This is a genomic window from Streptomyces sp. HUAS MS02 (genome assembly GCF_055702265.1).
In genome coordinates this window covers 8,893,670-8,910,750 of sequence record NZ_CM146747.1, presented here as the reverse complement: position 1 = coordinate 8,910,750, position 17,081 = coordinate 8,893,670, and the positions used below count along the sequence as shown (strand labels likewise).

General features: G+C 69.7%; 19 protein-coding genes. 11 read left to right on the top strand and 8 right to left on the bottom strand.

Annotated elements, in window-relative coordinates; translation table 11 throughout:
* Positions 1–53: 53 nt before the first annotated feature.
* On the bottom strand, positions 54–359 hold the full coding sequence (locus tag ACZ9QC_RS38490; RefSeq protein WP_472917332.1) for an antibiotic biosynthesis monooxygenase family protein: 306 nt from the start codon (positions 357–359) through the stop codon (positions 54–56).
* A gap of 330 nt (positions 360–689) precedes the next feature.
* On the opposite strand from ACZ9QC_RS38490, the gene ACZ9QC_RS38485 reads away from it, so the two are divergent.
* The 7 genes from ACZ9QC_RS38485 to ACZ9QC_RS38455 all read left to right on the top strand — a co-directional run bounded on the left by ACZ9QC_RS38485 (position 690) and on the right by ACZ9QC_RS38455 (position 6,067).
* Positions 690–1,667 (top strand): fumarylacetoacetate hydrolase family protein, encoded by a 978-nt coding sequence (locus tag ACZ9QC_RS38485; protein WP_472917331.1) that lies wholly within the window; start codon positions 690–692, stop codon positions 1,665–1,667.
* Positions 1,664–2,617, top strand: a complete 954-nt coding sequence (locus ACZ9QC_RS38480; protein WP_472917330.1) for a VOC family protein — start codon at positions 1,664–1,666, stop codon at positions 2,615–2,617. Before ACZ9QC_RS38485 ends, ACZ9QC_RS38480 begins: the two co-directional genes overlap by 4 nt.
* 76 nt (positions 2,618–2,693) lie before the next feature.
* Positions 2,694–4,001, top strand: a complete 1,308-nt coding sequence (gene hisD, locus ACZ9QC_RS38475) for a histidinol dehydrogenase (RefSeq protein ID WP_472917329.1) — start codon at positions 2,694–2,696, stop codon at positions 3,999–4,001.
* Positions 3,998–4,777, top strand: coding sequence for an SDR family NAD(P)-dependent oxidoreductase (locus ACZ9QC_RS38470; protein WP_472917328.1), 780 nt, complete (start codon positions 3,998–4,000; stop codon positions 4,775–4,777). The genes hisD and ACZ9QC_RS38470 overlap by 4 nt, the downstream gene beginning before the upstream one ends.
* Positions 4,778–4,912: 135 nt before the next feature.
* Positions 4,913–5,221, top strand: a complete 309-nt coding sequence (locus ACZ9QC_RS38465) for a helix-turn-helix domain-containing protein (protein ID WP_472917327.1) — start codon at positions 4,913–4,915, stop codon at positions 5,219–5,221.
* Positions 5,218–5,460: a transposase family protein gene (locus ACZ9QC_RS38460; RefSeq protein WP_472917326.1), complete on the top strand. Its 243-nt coding sequence runs from the start codon at positions 5,218–5,220 to the stop codon at positions 5,458–5,460. Before ACZ9QC_RS38465 ends, ACZ9QC_RS38460 begins: the two co-directional genes overlap by 4 nt.
* Before the next feature lie 106 nt (positions 5,461–5,566).
* On the top strand, positions 5,567–6,067 hold the full coding sequence (locus ACZ9QC_RS38455) for a hypothetical protein (RefSeq protein WP_472917325.1): 501 nt from the start codon (positions 5,567–5,569) through the stop codon (positions 6,065–6,067).
* Positions 6,068–6,307: 240 nt separating this feature from the next.
* Here ACZ9QC_RS38455 and ACZ9QC_RS38450 read toward each other — a convergent pair whose 3' ends face one another.
* Positions 6,308–6,520 carry a hypothetical protein gene (locus tag ACZ9QC_RS38450; protein WP_472917324.1) on the bottom strand — a complete coding sequence of 71 codons (213 nt, stop codon included), beginning with the start codon at positions 6,518–6,520 and terminating at the stop codon, positions 6,308–6,310.
* 5 nt (positions 6,521–6,525) lie between these two features.
* Positions 6,526–6,747 (bottom strand): hypothetical protein, encoded by a 222-nt coding sequence (locus ACZ9QC_RS38445; RefSeq protein ID WP_472917323.1) that lies wholly within the window; start codon positions 6,745–6,747, stop codon positions 6,526–6,528.
* A gap of 422 nt (positions 6,748–7,169) precedes the next feature.
* Here ACZ9QC_RS38445 and ACZ9QC_RS38440 point away from each other — a divergent pair, with 422 nt between their 5' ends.
* From ACZ9QC_RS38440 to ACZ9QC_RS38430, 3 genes are read left to right on the top strand one after another with little or no spacing between them, the layout of a single operon-like run.
* Positions 7,170–8,291, top strand: coding sequence for an aminomethyl transferase family protein (locus ACZ9QC_RS38440; RefSeq protein ID WP_472917322.1), 1,122 nt, complete (start codon positions 7,170–7,172; stop codon positions 8,289–8,291).
* Positions 8,292–8,310: 19 nt separating this feature from the next.
* Positions 8,311–9,156 (top strand): formyltetrahydrofolate deformylase, encoded by an 846-nt coding sequence (gene purU, locus ACZ9QC_RS38435; RefSeq protein WP_472917321.1) that lies wholly within the window; start codon positions 8,311–8,313, stop codon positions 9,154–9,156.
* Between the two features lie 20 nt (positions 9,157–9,176).
* Positions 9,177–10,031: a bifunctional methylenetetrahydrofolate dehydrogenase/methenyltetrahydrofolate cyclohydrolase gene (locus ACZ9QC_RS38430; protein ID WP_472917320.1), complete on the top strand. Its 855-nt coding sequence runs from the start codon at positions 9,177–9,179 to the stop codon at positions 10,029–10,031.
* A 329-nt stretch (positions 10,032–10,360) separates the two neighbouring features.
* Here the strand turns inward: ACZ9QC_RS38430 and ACZ9QC_RS38425 are convergent, their stop codons facing one another.
* Complete coding sequence (locus tag ACZ9QC_RS38425) at positions 10,361–11,086, bottom strand: gamma-glutamyl-gamma-aminobutyrate hydrolase family protein (protein ID WP_472917319.1); 726 nt, start codon at positions 11,084–11,086, stop codon at positions 10,361–10,363.
* Positions 11,083–12,573, bottom strand: a complete 1,491-nt coding sequence (locus tag ACZ9QC_RS38420) for an aldehyde dehydrogenase (RefSeq protein WP_472917318.1) — start codon at positions 12,571–12,573, stop codon at positions 11,083–11,085. Before ACZ9QC_RS38420 ends, ACZ9QC_RS38425 begins: the two co-directional genes overlap by 4 nt.
* 111 nt (positions 12,574–12,684) lie before the next feature.
* Between ACZ9QC_RS38420 and ACZ9QC_RS38415 the strand changes: the two genes are divergently transcribed.
* Entirely contained in the window at positions 12,685–13,395 is a 711-nt protein-coding gene (locus ACZ9QC_RS38415) for a type 1 glutamine amidotransferase (protein ID WP_472917317.1), read from the top strand.
* Positions 13,396–13,781: 386 nt separating this feature from the next.
* Here ACZ9QC_RS38415 and ACZ9QC_RS38410 read toward each other — a convergent pair whose 3' ends face one another.
* From ACZ9QC_RS38410 to ACZ9QC_RS38400, 3 genes are all read right to left on the bottom strand, one after another.
* Positions 13,782–15,239 (bottom strand): APC family permease, encoded by a 1,458-nt coding sequence (locus ACZ9QC_RS38410; RefSeq protein ID WP_472917316.1) that lies wholly within the window; start codon positions 15,237–15,239, stop codon positions 13,782–13,784.
* A 193-nt stretch (positions 15,240–15,432) separates the two neighbouring features.
* Complete coding sequence (locus tag ACZ9QC_RS38405; RefSeq protein WP_472917315.1) at positions 15,433–15,645, bottom strand: ferredoxin; 213 nt, start codon at positions 15,643–15,645, stop codon at positions 15,433–15,435.
* Between the two features lie 55 nt (positions 15,646–15,700).
* Positions 15,701–16,882, bottom strand: a complete 1,182-nt coding sequence (locus ACZ9QC_RS38400; protein ID WP_472917314.1) for a cytochrome P450 — start codon at positions 16,880–16,882, stop codon at positions 15,701–15,703.
* Between the last annotated feature and the right edge of the window lie 199 nt (positions 16,883–17,081).

Here is a 17,081-nt window from a genome sequence, read left to right as displayed (position 1 = left end):
CCTTGCCGTGTGAGAGGAGAGGGCGGTATGAGAGGGAGGGGAAGGCCGGCCCGTCAGCCGGTGAAGCGGTCCCCGAGTTCGTGGTAGTGCTCGACGACCGGGGCCTTGTCGAAGTACGGGCCCACCAGGGAACGCCAGCGCTGGAACCGCTCGGAGCTGCGGAAACCGACGGTGTGCGCCTCGACGCTGTCCCAGCCCACGAGCAGCAGGTAGGTCTGCGTCCGCTCCTCGCAGCGCAGCAGCTCGGCCCAGCGGAAGCCGTCGGCCTCGGCCAGCACCTTGCGCCCCTCGGCGAAGGCCGCCTCGAACTGCTGCTCCTGGCCGGCCGACACGGTCAGCTCCGCGTGCTCGACGATCACCAGATTCTCCTGACGTTCCGGGTGCGACGGTCCAGCACACCCGACGCCCGCCGTCGGGTCTGCGTTGCATGACCCTCCGTGAGCGGCTACCGCGCGGTCAACGGATTCGGGCATCGCGAATCAGCACGTCATCCATCCCCTACGGCGATGGACCAGTGGGAGACCACGCGCGATCTGGAGTGACGGGCCGTAGTGGCCGAACGTGATGGCTGGCATCGCCGATGACCATTTCCGCCGGGCCCGCGCCGCTGCCTAGCGTTCCCGGTGGATGCCCTGTCCGCATCCCGTTTCCTGTCACTTCCCCTGTCACCCATGGACGAGGAGTCGCTCGTGCCTGATCGTCTACCCCTGCACGCCGGGCCGTTCGCGCTCGGCACCTTCAGCCGCGAGGGCGGCGATCCGTTCCCGGGACTGGTCACCGCCGCCCGGGTGCGCGATCTGTCGCATGTGACGGCGTCGGTGCGTGCGCTGGTCGAGGACTGGGACGGGGTGCTGCCGCGGCTGGCCGCTCTCGCCGAGGAACCGCAGGCACCGGACGGCGCCTGGCACGACCTGGCCGACCTGCGCGTGCACGCCCCGATCGAGCCCGGCCAGATCCTCCAGTCGGGTGCCAACTACCACCGTCACGTGCTGGATCTGGTCGCGGCCGAGAAGGTGAGCGTGCACGGGGCCACCCCGGAGGAGGCACGGGCCGACGCCGAGAAGATGATGGACGAACGCGCCCGCAACGGCGTGCCGTACATCTTCCTCGGCTCGCCGCGCGCGATGTGCGGCCCCTACGACCAGGTGGTGCTGCCGGAGCTCGGCGAGCAGCACGACTGGGAGCTGGAGCTCGCACTCGTCATCGGCCGGGAAGGGCGGCACATCGCTCCGGAGGACGCGTGGTCGTACGTCGCCGGGTACACGATCTGCAACGACATCACGACCCGTGACCGGCTCTACCGCCCGGATCTGAAGGCCATCGGCACCGACTGGTTCACCGCCAAGAACGCCGACACCTTCCTGCCGACCGGGCCGTTCCTGGTGCCGGCCGCCTTCGTCGGCGACCCGTCCGACCTGCGGATCACCCTGCGCCACAACGGGGTCGTACGACAGGACGAGTCGACGAAGGACATGATCTTCGACATCCCCCGGCTCATCGCGTACGCCTCGACCACCAGCACACTGCGCCCCGGTGACCTGCTGCTCACCGGCTCACCCGCCGGCAACGGCGCCCACTGGGGCGTGTTCCTGTCGCCCGGCGACGTCCTTGAGGCCGAGATCACCGGCCTCGGCCACCAGCGCAACACCGTCAGGAGCATCCGATGACCTCGACCTCTTCCGACGCCTTCCAGCCCATCACCCATCTGCGTCACTTCGACCTGGCCGTGCCCGACTTCGACCAGCAGCGCACCTTCTACACCGAGGTGTGGGGACTGACCGAGATCGCGAACGACAGCGGCATCGCGTTCTTCGCGGCCGAGGGGAGCCCCGAGCAGTACGTCGTCCGCATCCGCGAGGACCCGCGCAAGCGCATGGACCTGGTCGCCTTCGGCGCCGCCTCGGTGGCCGATGTCGACGAGCTCGCCGCACGGCTGGGCACCGCGGACGTCCCGCTGGTCAGCGAACCGGGCGCCATGGACACTCCGGGAGGCGGCTACGGGTTTCGGTTCTTCGACCCCGACGGGAGGGTCGTCGAGGTCTCCGCGGACGTGGAGAACAGGGTCCACCGCAAGATCGAGGAGAGGGAGGCGGTCCCGGTCCGGCTGTCGCACTGCGTGGTGAACTCCACCGATCCGGCGGGACTTCGGGACTTCTACACGCGGCACCTGGGCTTCCGACTCTCCGACACCCTGTTCTCGCAGCACATGGGTGACCTCATGTACTTCATGCGGTGCAACCCGCTGCACCACTCCTTCGCCATCGCGCGCGGCCCCCATGTCTCCCTGCACCACGCGTCGTTCGAGATGCGCGGAGTGGAGGAGTACATGCGCGGCACCGGACGGGCGCTGCGCGCCGGGACACGGCTGACCTGGGGGCCCGGCCGCCACCTGGCGGGCGACAACACCTTCGCCTACTTCCACGACCCGCACGGCAACACCGTCGAGTACACCACGGAACTCGCCGTCCTGGAGGAGGACCTGTGGCACCCCGGACGGCATGACGTGGACGATCTGCTGACGCAGGACCAGTGGGGCACCGCCGACCCGATGAGCGAGTCGGTGGCCAAGGAACAGTTCAACGACCCCGACGTGCTGTTCGAGGCCCCTCCCGTGTGACCGGGATGTGATCAGCACCCACCGCTCCCTCCCCTTCTGTCGAAACGCCCCCGAAGCATCCGAGAAAGGCGCCACCGTGGCGAAGACATTCCTGAAGACCGCCGTTTCCAAGGAACAGGTCGCCGTCGACCTGAACGCCGTGCGTGCCACGGTCACCGACGTCATCGCGGACATCCGCGAACGCGGCGACACGGCGGTGCGCGAGTACTCCGAGAAGTTCGACGGATGGAGCCCGGAGTCCTTCCGGCTGTCGACGGAGCAGATCGAGGAGATCGTCTCCTCGGTGCCCGCCCAGGTCATCGAGGACATCCGCTTCGTGCAGGAGCAGGTGCGCACGTTCGCCCGCCACCAACTCGACTCCATGGGCGAGTTCGAGGTGGAGACCCTGCCCGGCGTGAAGCTCGGCCAGAAGCACATTCCCGTCCAGGCCGCGGGCGCCTACATCCCCGGGGGCCGCTACCCGCTGACCGCCTCCGCCCACATGACCATCGTCACGGCGAAGGTCGCGGGCGTGCCCCGGGTCGTCGCCTGCACCCCGCCGATCCGCGGCGAGGTCCCCGCCGCGACCGTCGCCGCCGCGCACCTGGCGGGCGCCGACGAGATCTGGCTGCTCGGCGGTGTCCAGGCCGTCGCCGCGATGGCCGCCGGTACCGACACCATGCGACCGGTGGACCTGATCGCCGGGCCGGGCAACGCGTACGTCGCCGAGGCCAAGCGGCAGTTGTTCGGCGAGATCGGCATCGACCTGTTCGCCGGCCCCACCGAGATCCTGGTGCTGGCCGACGCCGATGCCGACCCGTTCGTCTGCGCCGTCGACCTGCTCTCCCAGGCCGAGCACGGCCCCGACTCCCCCGCCGTGCTGATCACCACCTCCCGCGAGGTGGGCGAGCGGACCATCGCCGAGGTGGAGCGGCTGCTGCCCGGCCTGGCGACGAAGGACTTCGCGGAGCCGGCGTGGCGGGACCACGGCCAGGTGATCGTGGTGGACTCCATGGACGAGCTGTACACGCTGGCCGACGAGTTCGCGTACGAGCACGTGGAGGTGCTCACCGCCGACCCGCGCGAGGCACTGGAGCGAATGACCCAGTACGGTGCGCTGTTCCTCGGCGAGGGCACCTGTGTGTCCTTCGGCGACAAGGTCATCGGCACCAACCACGTGCTGCCCACGCGCGGCGCCGCCCGCTACACCGGCGGTCTGTGGGTCGGCAAGTACCTCAAGACGGTGACCTACCAGGAGGTCACGGACACCGGGTCGCAAGCCCTGCTGGGCCGGCTCTGCGGCCGGGCCGCCCGGATCGAGCTGTTCGAGGGACACGCCCGGTCCGGCGACGTACGAGCCGCCAAGGCCGCGGGAGACGAACTGCCCTGGGCGGTGCGGGCATGACCACTCTGCCCCTGCGGGACCGTACGGCCCTGGTCACCGGCGGAGGGGGCCCGCTCGGGCGGGCCTTCTCCCTCGCGCTCGCACAGGCCGGGGCCCGGGTGATCCTCGTCGGCCGCAACGCGCAGGCCCTCTCCGGGGCGGCTCGCCGCGTGTCCGTGGAGGGTGGCACGGCCCGCACCGCGGTGTGCGACGTGTCGGACCCGGCGTCGGTCACGGCACTCACGGCCACGCTCGCCGAGGAGGACATCTCCGTCCTGGTCAACAACGCGGGCGTCGCGGGCCCGGTGAAGCCTCTCACCGAGGTCGAACCCGACGAGTGGGACGGGGTTTTCTCCGCGAACGTACGCGGCGTCTACCTGATGTGCCGGGCCTTTCTTCCCCCGATGATCGCGGCCGGCCGCGGTGACATCGTCAACATCGCCTCGGTCAGCGGCAAACGCCCCCTCCTCAACCGCACCCCCTACACCGCCTCCAAGATGGCCCTGCTGGGCCTGACCCGCACCCTCGCCGCTGAGGTCGGACCCCAGGGTGTCGCCGTCAACTCCCTCTCCCCCGGCCCGGTTCGAGGCCCGCGCATGGACCGCAACTTCAAGCTGGAGGCCGAACTGACGGGCAGCACACCGGAAGAGGCCGAGCGGGCGTTCGCGTCCCGGGCGGCCCTGGGCAGACTGGTGGAGGAGGACGAAGTGGCGAAGGCCCTGGTGGCGATGCTCGCCATGCCCGGACTCTGCGGCGCGGACATCGACCTCTCGGCCGGCATGATCGCCCCCTCGTGACCCACGGCTCCGGCCCCGCGTACGTGCACGGCCTCGTCCTGCCCGACGCGGAACGCATCGTCCTCAACCTGCACCGCGCGCCTACGCAGTGACCACCGGCCACCCCTTCGCCCTGCCCACTCCGCCATCGCGCAGATGCTCCACCGGCACGGCTTCAGCCATCAGGTCTCGGCCCGCTGGGCGCTGGAGCGCAACGACGAAGCCGTCACTGGCTGGGTGAAGGTCCGGGCACCTGTGCCGGCGCGAGCCGGCAGCGGCAGTGGTCCAGCCAGGACCGGACAGGTGGATCTGGACATCCACCTCGCTGTTGCAGGCCACCGGTGTGCTATCACCGCGCGGCGCGCGGAGCTGGACGAACACAAAGAACAGCTGGCCAAGCATCTGGCGGAGGTGCGGGCCGAGCAGGACGAACCGCCGTCGCCGAGCGGGTCCTCGAGCGGATGAGCGAACAGCTCGCCGACGAACGGGCCTCGGCCGCGCCGGCCCGCCAGCCGCACCCACAAGCTCACCCCCGTCAGAAGACTGCCAATCGTGTCCTCGCCGTCGGACGCGCACCGGTCGAACACGGCTTCGCCCACCTCAAGACCTGGCGGATCCTCACCAAGCTCCGCACCGACCCCGCCCGCGCCATCCACCTCCTGTGCGCCCTGCTCGTCCAGACGAACCTCGAAGTCAACCGCTGAGACAACGTCCACTTCCGTCCTGTACCCAGCCTGCGCGTAGTGGGAGGTTGGAGGGCCTGCGCCGTTCAGGCGGCACGCCCTCCAACTGCTGCAGAGAGGATGGATCATGACCTCGGACCACGACATGCTGTGGAGTCGCTGCGGGTACCTGGGGCGCGTCCTGCTGCCACTGCTGGATCAGGAGCCATGGCGTCAGAATCGCCGCCGAGAGCGGCTGCACTCTTGGGGCATTGACGTGACGGTGGGGGAACGACTCATGGAGGTCGTCGCGTTCTTGGCCGCTCACGCTCTCGCGGTGGACACTTCCTTGTCCGCTTCAGAGTTCGAGACCCTGCCCATCGGCGCCGTGGCCGACGCGGTGACCGGCAAGCAAGACTTCGAACTACTCGCCGGGCTCCCAGAAACCTTTGCCGACGACCGCGACGACGTTGTGGTCAAGGTCTTCCGCTTGTACGCCTATGAAGGCGGCCAGACCAGTCACCAGCTCTTTCGGCTGAGCACCGAAGTGCGCCATACGCTGACCGTCCTCGCCGCCCGCGAGTCGGTGCCGTCCCCCACCTGCGGAGACATCTTCAGCAAGGCGGACGAGGCCCACCTGCCGCTGTAAGCACACCCGCTCCGATTGCCACCGGCAACACAGCCTGACGGATGATCTACTGCGTAGACTGCCGCCGACGACCAGTGTGAGCATCCCTGGAACCGGTCACACCAGCCCCTTGACCTGGTACTTCAAGTTGGCGGAGGCTCAATGTAAGCCTGAAAAGATATTTCCGCCGCTGTGGTTGGGCCTGTTGGCGAATATCTCGCAGGTGATGACGTCCGGGCCCTCCTCCACGCGTGGGTGACTTCAGGGTTGCCGATCTGTTCGGACGGCGGAGCTGGTTCGACCCCTGTCGGCAGCGTCCTCCAGCGGGATTCCGAACTGTTTCTCGATCGCAGCGTTGATCCAGTGCACGCGGGCGTCCGTGTCGTAGACCACCAACTGGACGGGCGCCTCCCGGTCGAGTCCGTCAAGCATGGCCCGGCCGATGGCCTCCCGGTGCCCCATCTCGGCGTCCATGGCCGTCAGCAGCCACCCGTCTCGGCATCGGCCAGGACTTCGTCGGCGGACCGGCCGAGGACTTCTTCGGACGCCAGGCCGAACAGCACCTCGGCCTCCCGGCTCCACCCGGTGAACCGCATGTGCCGGCCCAGCACCGCGGTCGCGCCGACGGGCGCCGGTGAGGCCGAGGAAGACCTGCCGTGCGGCCGGACCGGCTGCTCACGCCCTCCGAAAATGCTCGTCATCGCCGCTCCCGAAGTGGGTGCAGGAGAGATTCGGCTCAATCAATGTACCGCCGGACGCCCTCGACGACGCCTCCGCGCGATGGGCCGCCAGGAGCCGACGCAAGGCATCGACACCCTCCTCGGTACGCTCCGGTGCACCGGACGTGACCTGGTGGAAGACCAGACCGCCCAGATACGTCGGCTTCCGCGGGCCCCTCGCGCGACGACCTTGACGGCCGCGGCCGTCAAGGCTTCCCGTCCCTGACCGCATCCGGGCCGATCGTCCTGGCCGCCGGCCCCCTCATCGACAACCGTCTCGGTCATGCACCCCCTTTTTCTCTCCCCCTGCACACCCTGACAAGCAAATCTATCCTATTGACAAGTTATCCGAATGGATAGATTCTCGGCGATGCCCTCACTTCCTCCGCCTCACTGGAGTTCCCATGGCCCTGCCCGAAGGACTGCGCAGCACCCCGTTCTCCCCGCGGTACGACGACCGCGTCGAGGAGTGGATCGACGTCTACGGCCATGCCGTGCCCCTGTTCATCACGGACCCGGCCGAGGAGTACGAGGCATTCCGCACCGCCGCCGGTGCGCTGGACTACTCGATGCTCTACAAGTGGCACGTCGAGGGCGAGGACGCGCTCGCCACTGTCGACGCCGTCTTCTCGCGGAGCGTCCGCGGGCTCGGCGAGGGCCGCATCGCCTACGGCGTGGTCGCCGACGCGGACGGGTTCATGATCGACGACGTGACCGTGGCCGTCCTCGCGCCCGGCCACGTGGTCGTCACCGGCGGCAACCCCGCCACCCAGCAGTCGCTGACCGCGCACGCCCCCGACGGCACCACGGTCATCGAGCGGCGCGACGAGTTCGCCGTGCTGACCCTGCAGGGACCGCGCAGCCGCGAGGTTCTCCAGCGGCTCACGCACGTCGACGTGTCCAACTCCGCCTTCCCCTATTACACGTTCGTCCGAGACGTCCTGGTCGCGGGTATCGGTGCGCAGGTCAGCCGGATCGGGTTCACCGCCGAACTCGGTTACGAGATCCAGGTGCCGCGCGAGCATGCGCTGGACCTGTGGGACGCGGTCCTCGACGCGGGGGCCGGCCTCGGGGTGAAGGCCGCCGGCGCGCTCGCCCTGCTGACGTGCCGCACCGAGGCCGGGATGATCATGGGCGAGTTGGAGTACGACCACACCGTCACCCCGTTCGAGTGCCGGATGGGCTGGGCGATCGACTTCGACAAGGGCCCCTTCCAGGGCCGCGACGCGCTGCTCGCCAAGAAGGGCACCGCGCCGGGGCGTGTGGTCAGCGTCGTCGTGGACGCCGCCCCCGAGGCGGCCGAGGGCGCGCGGCTGGAGCTGGACGGACGGGACGTCGGCTACGTGACGATGGCCGTGCCCTCGCCGGTACTCGACGGCGCCACCCTGGGGCTCGCCCGTGTGCACCGCGACGCGGTGAAGTCGGGGACCGCGCTGACCGCGGTCGCCGCCGACGGTTCCAAGGCCGACGCCACGGTGAAGCCCACCCCCGTGTACGACCCCGAGCGCGCCCGCGTCCGGGCCTGAGCCGGAAGGCACCGCAGCCATGCAGCGCTACATCCTGACCGTCAGCTGCCCCGACCAGCCGGGCATCGTGCACGCCCTGTCCGGTGGCATCACCGAGGCCAAGGGCAACATTGTGGAGAGCGCCCAGTTCTCCGATCCCTGCACCGGCACGTTCACCATCCGGGTGCTCCTGGAGACCCCGCAGGCCGACGTCGAGAGCCTGCGGGACGAGCTGTCCCTGCGCCTGGCGCGCTTCGACCCCGTGCTGTCCCTGCGGTCGGAGCAGCAGCGGCGCCGGGTTCTGCTGATGGTGTCGAAGTTCGACCACTGCCTGGTCGATCTCCTCTACCGCTGGCGTCTGGGCGAACTACCCGTCGACATCCCGCTCATCGTCTCCAACCACCCCGACCTGGCGCCCGTCGCGCAGAGCTACGGCATCCCGTTCGTCCACCTCCCTGTCACCCGTGACACCAAGCCGGAGGCGGAGGCCGAGCTGGTGCGGCTGGTGGCCGAGCACCAGGTCGACTTCGTGGTGCTCGCCCGCTACATGCAGGTCCTCTCCGACGACCTGTGCCGCAAGCTGTCGGGGCGGGTCATCAACATCCACCACTCGTTCCTGCCGGGCTTCAAGGGCGCCAAGCCCTACCACCAGGCCCACGACCGAGGCGTCAAACTCATCGGCGCCACCGCCCACTTCGTCACCGCCGACCTGGACGAGGGCCCGATCATCGAGCAGGACGTCGTGCGCGTCGGACACCGGCACACCGCGTCGGAGCTGGTCGCCATCGGCCGGGACGTCGAACGCATCGTCCTGGCGCGGGCGGTGCGCCTGCACGCCGAGGACCGGGTCGTGCTGACCGGCTCCCGCACCGTCGTGTTCTCCTGACCCGAGAGGTTCGTACAACCATGACCACCGCGACGCTGCTCGACGGCAAGGCCGCGGCAGCCGAGATCAAAGCCGAACTCGCCGTCCGGGTCGAGGCGTTGAAGGCACGGGGCATCACCCCGGGCCTGGGGACCATCCTGGTCGGCGACGACCCGGCCAGCCATTCCTACGTCGGCGGCAAGCACCGCGACTGCGCCCAGGTCGGCATCGCGTCGATCCGGGTGGAGCTGCCCGCCACCGCCTCCCAGGCCGACGTCGAGGCCGCCGTGCTCCGGCTCAACGCGGACCCGGCCTGCACCGGCTTCATCGTCCAACTGCCGCTGCCGGCCCACATCGACACCCACGCCGTACTGGAGCTCATCGACCCGGCCAAGGACGCCGACGGGCTCCACCCGGCGAACCTCGGGCGCCTCGTGCTCGGCATTCCCGGGCCGCTGCCCTGCACGCCCCGCGGCATCATCGACCTGCTCCGCCGCAACCAGGTGTCCATCACCGGCCGACAGTTCTGCGTGATCGGCTGCGGCATCACGGTGGGCCGCCCGCTCGGCCTGATGCTGACCCGCAGCACCGAGCACGCCACGGTGACCCTGTGCCACGAGGCCACCCAGGACACCGGCGCCCACGCCCGCGTCGCCGACGTGGTGGTGGCCGCGGCCGGCGTGGCCCACCTCGTCGGGCCCGACTGGATCAAGCCGGGCGCCACCGTCCTGTCCGTGGGCATCACCCGGACCGTCGAGGGCATCCTCGGAGACGTCCACCCGGACGTCGACCAGGTCGCCGGCTCCCTCGCACCGCCGGTCGGCGGAGTGGGGCCGATGACCCGGGCCATGCTGCTGACCAACATCGTCGAAGCCGCCGAGCGCGGCCGACCCTGACGGGAAAGCTGTGGGGCCGAGCCTGTTCGGGCTCGGCCCCACAGCCGTGTGCGCGTCAGCCGGGCACCGGAGGCGGCGGGGCCGGGCAGGCAGTACGCGCGCATGCTCGCCGTCCGCCCCAGCCCACAGGCGAGCACGGAGATCCGGTGGCAACGGCGGTCGCAGTCGGGCCCGGTGTCCCGCGGGAGCTGCTCGATCCGGGCGATGGCGAGGTCCTGCGGGCCCGGGCCCCGCAGAGAGGCGATACCCCTGAGCGCCCGGCCCAGGGCCGCATCATCGAGTTCCTGGGCCGGCCGGGGCTTTGGCCGCTTCGCGCTGCCGAAGAAATGTCACCTGCGATGTGAGCGGCTGTCGTGGGCGGCTCGGACCAGGGCATCGAACAGTCCCTGCTGGGCGGGGTCCTCGTGGGCGGTGTCCTCCGGGTGCCACTGGACGGCGGTGAACCATCCGTGCACACCTGGGAATTCGAGCCCCTCCACGGTGCCGTCGGCCGCGCGTGCGCTGACCGCGAGTCCCACGCCGGCGCGGTGGACGCGCTGGTGGTGGTAGCAGGACGCCTCGACCTTCTGCGCGCCGGTGGCCTGCTCCAGCAAGGTGTCGCGCTGGATCGCCACGGGGTGGACGACATGCCGGTGCTCGCGTTCCGGGCCGCCCATGTCCTGCTCCAGGGTGCCGCCGAGGGCGACATTGACGACCTGGAGTCCTCGGCAGACCGCCAGCAGCGGCAGGCCCGCGTCGATGGCCTGGCGGGCTACCTCGATGTCGAATTCGTCCTGGAGGTCGTCCACGTCGTAGACGCTCTCGTGCAAGTCCGCTGCGCCGTAGCGGTGCGGGGCGAGGTCTCCGCCGCCGGGGAGCAGGACACCGTCGAAGCGAGCGAGACGCCCGGCCACGTCTTCGGAGGCGGGGTGGATGCTCGCCGGTTCGCCGCCCGCCCGCCACACCGCCTCGATCAGCGTGCGGGCGTTGACCTCGGCGGCGTAGCGCAGCGCGGAGGTCGTCGCGGAGAAGCGGGCGGGGATCGCGATCAGGGGTCGCGGGTGCGTACGGGTCACAGCTGGATCCAGGTGGTCTTCAGTTCGGTGTACTTGTCGATGGCGTGGGCGGACTTGTCGCGGCCGTTGCCGGACTGCTTCATGCCGCCGAAGGGGACGGTCAGGTCGCCCTCCTCGTAGCAGTTGACCCAGACGGTTCCGGCCCTGAGCGCGCGGGAGACCTGGTGGGCGGTGGACAGGTCGGAGGTCCACAGGCCCGCGGCGAGGCCGTACTCGGTGTCGTTGGCCAGCTGGACCGCCTCGTCGAGGTCCTCGAAGGTGAGGACGGACAGGACGGGGCCGAAGATCTCCTCGCGGGCCAGTTGCATGCCGGGGCGCACCTGGTCGAAGACGGTGGGGCGCATGAAACTGCCGCCGGTCTCGGTCAGGGTGCGGCCGCCGCCGACGCGCAGGCGGGCGCCTGCCTCGAGGCCGGTCCCGATGTGGCCGAGGACCCGTTCGAGGTGGCTCTCGCCGGCCATCGGGCCCATCTCGGTCGCCGGGTCGAGCGGGTCCCCGACGACCAGTTCCCGGGCCCGCGCCACGATCGCGTCGGTGACCTGTTCGGCGATGGAGGAGTGCACCAGCAGCCGGGAGGGGGCGGTGCACATCTCGCCCTGGTTGAAGAAGATGCCCCAGGCTGCGGTCGCCGCCGCCTTCTTCAGGTCGGGCGCATCCGGGAAGATGATGTTGGGGGACTTGCCGCCGAGTTCGAGCCAGACCCGCTTGAGGTTGGAGTCGGCCGCGTAGTGCAGGAAGTGACGGCCCACGGCGGTCGAGCCGGTGAAGGCCAGGACGTCGACGTCGGGGTGGAGACCGAGAGCGCGCCCGGCGACAGGGCCCTTGCCGCCCACCACGTTGAGCGCACCCGGCGGCAGGCCGGCCTCGGTGGCGAGCCGGCCGAGCAGCAGGGCGGAGAGCGGGGAGTTCTCCGACGGCTTCAGTACGACGGTGCAGCCCGCCGCGAGTGCGGGAGCCACCTTCCAACCGGCCAGTGTCAGGGGAAAGTTCCACGGCACCACGGCGCCCACGACACCGGCCGGTTCCCGGGTGACCAGCGCCAGGGCATCGGAGGCGGTGTGGGGCGACTCGTCGGTGAGTTTGTCGGCCAGCTGCCCGTACCAGCGGAACGTGTTGATGACGGCGCGCAGCTCGATCTTGTACGCGTCCGTGATCGGCTTGCCCATCTCCAGGCTGATGGTCAACGCCAGTTCCTCGCGGTGCTCTTCGAGCAGGTCGGCGATGCGCAGCAGGATCCGGCCGCGGTCGGCCGGTGCGAGGCGGGGCCAGGGGCCGCGGTCGAAGGCCCGGCGGGCGGCGGCCACGGCCGCGTCCACCTCTTCCGTGCCCCCGTCGGCGACCTGGGTCAGCACCTGACCGTCGCGGGGCGAGACGGCGGCGAAGGTCGCCCCTCCCCCGCCCTCGTCGACACCGTCGATGTGATGCGCGCCAGCCAAGTCCAGTGCCTTGGCCCGGCGCAGCCATTCCTCGTGGGTGATGTCCACCATGCGGAACCTCCGGATACCTTATTTGAGTCCAAACGATATGGTGTGGGCTCGGCAGTCACAAGAGTTCACGGTCGATCCGAGGGATCCGTGAATCCGGGGAGGGAGCCCACAGTGCGCGCACTCGTCATCCAGCACGACCACGTAACCGACCCAGGCCCGGTCGGGGCCCGGCTCGTACAGCGCGGATACGACCTGAGCGTCGTGACCGTCGTACCCGAACACCGCCACCACGTGCCGGACGTGGCCTTCGACTTCCCGGCGGCCGACGGCTGGGACCTGATCGTGTCGCTCGGCGCGCCCTGGTCGGTGTACGACGAGACGGGCGTGGGTTCCTGGATCGGCGGAGAGCTGGCGCTGTTGCGCAAGGCCCACCACCTCGGTGTCCCGGTGCTCGGGGTCTGTTTCGGCGCGCAGGCGCTGACCACCGCGCTCGGGGGTTCGGTCTCGGCGTCGCCGCGCCCGGAGATCGGCTGGGTCGGGGTCGACACCGACGATCCCGAACTGATCGTCCCGGGCCCGTGGTTCCAGTGGCACTACGACCGCTGCCTCCTGCCGCCCGGAGCCGAGGAGGTGGCCCGCAACTCCGTGTGCACCCAGGCGTTCCGGCTCGGGCGGAGCCTGGGGGTGCAGTTCCATCCGGAGATCACGCCCACCACCGTGCGCCGGTACATGGAGCTCGGCGGCGCCGAGCAGTGCCTGCGGCACGGCGTTGACCCCGGGGAGCTGCTCATCCGGACAAGGGACCTGGAGGCGACGGCCCGCGCGAACGCCCGCCGCCTGGTCGACGGGTTCCTCGACCGGGTGGCGGGCTCGGCCGACTGACCGTGTCATGCGGGCAGCACCAGCGCGGCGACCTCGTCGACCAGCGCCTTCTGGTGCGGCGCGAGGTCGTGTGCCGTCATCCCGCCGACCACCGGGAACAACGCGCCGTCCAGCACCCTTCACTCCGGCCAGGCTCTCGATGACGGCGTGCCCGCAGAACAGCGCAGAGAAGGGGTGCGGCCGCCCTCCCACACGATGGCCACCCCTACCGTCGCAGACCTCGGCTACGGCCTGGGACATCGGGCTCGTTCCGGATGGTCGATCAGGGCCGGCCACGGCGACGAGCTCGTGCAGCCGCCGCTTGGTGTCGGCGTGGGCCACATGGTGGCCGATCCGCTTGAGGCAGAGCGGGAAACGGACCGGCCACACCTGGAGAAGCAGCGTCCTCAGACCTGGTCCGGCGCCCGGTCACGCGTCACGCGGGCGGCGACGACGCCGAGGACCAGGACCGCCGGGACGGCGAGTTCGAGCCAGGTCGCCGTGGTCGAGTCGCCGCCGATGAGGGTCGTGAAGTTGGCCAGGATCAGCCAGATCGCACCGGCAATACCGAGCGCGCCCAGGATGGGGGCGATCAGCGTGTTCCAGGGGCGGGCGTCCAGCCGCTCGCGCCGGAAGAACACCACCACGGACACGGAGGTCAGCAAGTACAGGAGCATGATCCCCAGCACGGCGACCCCACTGAACCACGAGAAGAGGGTCAGCACCGGATCCTTGCCCAGCAGCGCGAAGGGCATGACGAGCAGCAGGGAGAGCACGGTCTGCACGGTGCCCGCCACCCACGGGGAGTGACGCCGGTTTGTCGCGGTCAACCCGTGGGGCAGCAGGCCGTCGCGGCCGAGGGAGAAGAGGTAGCGGTTGGCGGAGTTGTGGAAGGCCAGGATGCCGGCGAAGAGGGAGGTCGCCAGGAGGATCGGCAGGACGTCGCCCACCCATGCGCCGAACTGCGCGGTGATCGGTGCGAAGACCCATGCCGTGGCGTCACCGTTCGCCAGCGCCTTGCCGGCCTCGGCGGTGGCACGGGAGGCGCCGTGGGCGGAGACCAGCATCCACGAGGTGAAGGCGAAGAAGCCGGTGATCACGGCGACGGAGAGGTACGTGGCCCGAGGCACAGTCCTTCGGGGCTCGCGCGCCTCCTCGCCGTAGATGGCGGTGGCCTCGAAGCCGAACATCGACGCGACGGCGAACATCAGGGCCACACCGGGAGCACCCTGGAGCGCAGCGTGCGGCGAGAAGCTGTCGACGAAACCCAGCCCCTCAGGGCCGCCGCCCTTGAAAAGGGTGACCAGGGCGAAGACGAGCAGGATGCTGAACTCCGCCAGGACGAACACAGCCAGCACCTTGGCACCCATCTCGATGCCGGCCGCGCCAAGGACCTGGACGATCGCCATGGTGACCAGGGCCCAGACCCACCACGGGGCATTCAGACCGGTGTACTGCTCCACCAGGGCGCTGACGATCGATCCGTACAGCCCGTACATGGCCGCCTGGACCGCACAGTAGGCGAACAGCGCGACACCCGCGCTGCCGGAGCCGGTCGGACGGCCGAGCCCTTTGCCGATGTACGTGTAGAAGGCGCCGGCATCCACGACATGGCGTCCCATGGCGACGAAGCCCACGGAGAACAGCAGGATGACAATGCCGGCCCCGGCATAGGCGGCGGGCGTACCCGCGCCGTTGCCGATGGCGACGGCTATGGGTACAGCCCCGGCGATGCCGGTCAGGGGGGCCTGTGCGGAGAGGACGAAGAAGAGGATGCCGAGGACACCGAGGGAGTTGGGCTTGAGTCGACCAGCGGTGGGCTCGTCCTGCACGGTCGGGTTTTTCTGGACCGTTTGACTGTCCACGGGGATCACCTGCCAGGGGAGCGGAGCGACAGAGGTTTATTTTGGAGCCAAACGAGTTGCCTCATAATGAGGCGGAACTATCCACATGACAAGGGGTTGGGGCAATGTTTTTCCGCCAGCGCTCCCGCCCGGGAGGGCATCCCCACAGGCCCAGGCGCCGCTGCCGCGGCGCCTGGGCGGCAGCGATGCCCGGCTACTCGTGGACCGCGATGGCCTGCAGCGGACACACGTCCGCGGCTTCCTGCACCTCCTCGACGTTCGCCGCGTCCAGCTCCGCCGTGTACAGCTCGGTGGCCTCGTTCCGCAGGGACAGGCGCCCCCGCTCGTCCAGAGCGAAGAGTTCGGGGGCGGCGTAGACGCACTGGCCGTGGTCCTGGCACTTCTTGAGGTCGACTTCGACGCGCATGATGACTCCTGGGTGTGGTGCTGTGCTGTGTGCTGGGGGAACGGCCGGTGCGCGGTCAGCGCAGCCGGATCGGCAGGTGGGCGATGCTGCGCAGGAACTCGGTGTGGGTGAAGGTGGGCTCACCGGCGAGTTCGATCACACTGAAGCGGTTGACCAGCGTGGTGAAGACGACGTCGGCCTGTGCGCGGGCGAGCACCTGCCCCGCGCAGCCGTGCTGGCCTGAGCCGAAGGCCAGGTGCTGGCTCGCGGCGGCCGGACGGTTGTGGTCGAAACGGTCCGGGTCGGGGAAGGCTTCCGGGTCACGGTTGGCGGAGCCGATGAGCAGGACGAGGACCTCGCCGGCGGGCACGGTCGTGTCGCCTATGACCGTTTCCTGGGTGGTGAGGCGCGAGACCATCTGCTCGGGGGTCTCGATGCGCAGCACCTCGTTGATGAAGCCGGGCCGGATGTCGGGCTGGTCGCGGTAGATCCCGATGTACTCGGGGTGTTCGGCCATGTGCCGGATGCCTTGCACGATGAGGTGCTTGATGTCCAGGTGACCGACGGCGAAGAAGAGCAGGATCGAGAAGACGACCTCGTTCTCGCTCATGTTCCCGGCGTCCTGCTCGGCGAGGAAGTGGTCGATCAGTCCGCTGCCGGGGTGGGCGCGCTTGAGGGCGATCAGGGCGCGGATGTGCTGCTCGAACCACTCGAAGGCTTCACCAGTGACCCGCCAGTCGTCCTCGTCAGACCCCGGCCCGAGGCTGACGCCGATGTCGTAGGTGGCCTTCTGGATCTCCAGCATCTTCGTGGGCTCGACACCGAAGATGTGACAGATGGTTTCGAACGTGGCGCGCAGGGCGAGGTCGTCCACCGCGTCGAGGGTGCCGCCGGCCTCGACCGCCTTGTCGAGCACGGCGTCCACGGACGCCTGCATCACCTTGGACCACTCCCCGACCGCCTTGGGCGTGAACCAGCGGTTGGTGATGCGGCGCAGCCGGGTGTGCTCGGGGGCGTCCTGGCCGAGCACCGTGTCGTGCAGCGGATCGACCACACCGAAATCGAGCTTGCGGACACTGAGGGTGGGGTTGCGGATCAGCTTCGCGACGTCCTCGTAGCGGGACACCACGTACACACCGATCGGATGCCGGTGGACGGGCGCCTCCGCACGGAGCCGGGCGTAGTACGGAGCGGGGTTCGCGCGGTAGCCGGGGTCGCGGAACGGGAGCAGCTCGGCTGCGGGAGCCTCGATGGTCATGGGGATCTCCTAGGGGTGCAGTGGCGGCCGCGGACGGTCCCTGCCATGCACGCGAGAATTATCCATATGGAAAGCTGCGTCAACGCTTCCGGCGGCCGTAACCAACTCTTTACTCGTGCGGAATCAAACGAGATCATGGCGCCGGACAGCGGAAGGCTCCGGACGCGGAACGTCCGGAGCCTTGGAACAAGCAGGTCAG